At 57.1% G+C, this 856-nt stretch carries 1 rRNA gene; it reads right to left on the bottom strand.

What is annotated here, in order from left to right:
• Positions 1–23: 23 nt before the first annotated feature.
• Positions 24–856 (bottom strand): 23S ribosomal RNA (locus ACTWQE_RS34125); the annotation flags it as partial.

Raw genomic sequence — 856 nt, 5'->3', positions numbered from 1 at the left:
CTACACAGTGGACGCGAGCAACTGAGGACAAGCCCTCGGCCTATTAGTACCAGTCAGCTCCAGCAGTCACCTGCCTTCCACACCTGGCCTATCAACCCAGTCGTCTACTGGGAGCCTTAACCCCTCAACGGGGGTGGGAGTCCTCATCTCGAAGCAGGCTTCCCGCTTAGATGCTTTCAGCGGTTATCCCTCCCGAACGTAGCCAACCAGCCATGCCCTTGGCAGGACAACTGGCACACCAGAGGTTCGTCCGTCCCGGTCCTCTCGTACTAGGGACAGCCCTTCTCAAGACTCCTACGCGCACAGCGGATAGGGACCGAACTGTCTCACGACGTTCTAAACCCAGCTCGCGTACCGCTTTAATGGGCGAACAGCCCAACCCTTGGGACCGACTCCAGCCCCAGGATGCGACGAGCCGACATCGAGGTGCCAAACCATCCCGTCGATATGGACTCTTGGGGAAGATCAGCCTGTTATCCCCGGGGTACCTTTTATCCGTTGAGCGACGGCGCTTCCACAAGCCACCGCCGGATCACTAGTCCCTACTTTCGTACCTGCTCGACCCGTCGGTCTCACAGTCAAGCTCCCTTGTGCACTTACACTCAACACCTGATTACCAACCAGGCTGAGGGAACCTTTGGGCGCCTCCGTTACCCTTTGGGAGGCAACCGCCCCAGTTAAACTACCCACCAGACACTGTCCCTGATCCGGATCACGGACCCAGGTTAGACATCCAGCACGACCAGAGTGGTATTTCAACGATGACTCCACCATCACTGGCGTGATGATTTCACAGTCTCCCACCTATCCTACACAAGCCGAACCGAACACCAATATCAAGCTGTAGTAAAGGTCC

It is taken from the genome of Streptomyces sp. 8N706 (genome assembly GCF_052245415.1).
Lineage (GTDB): Bacteria > Actinomycetota > Actinomycetes > Streptomycetales > Streptomycetaceae > Streptomyces.
The sequence above is the reverse complement of the archived record's forward strand: the minus strand, read 5'-3'. Positions and strand labels throughout refer to the sequence as shown.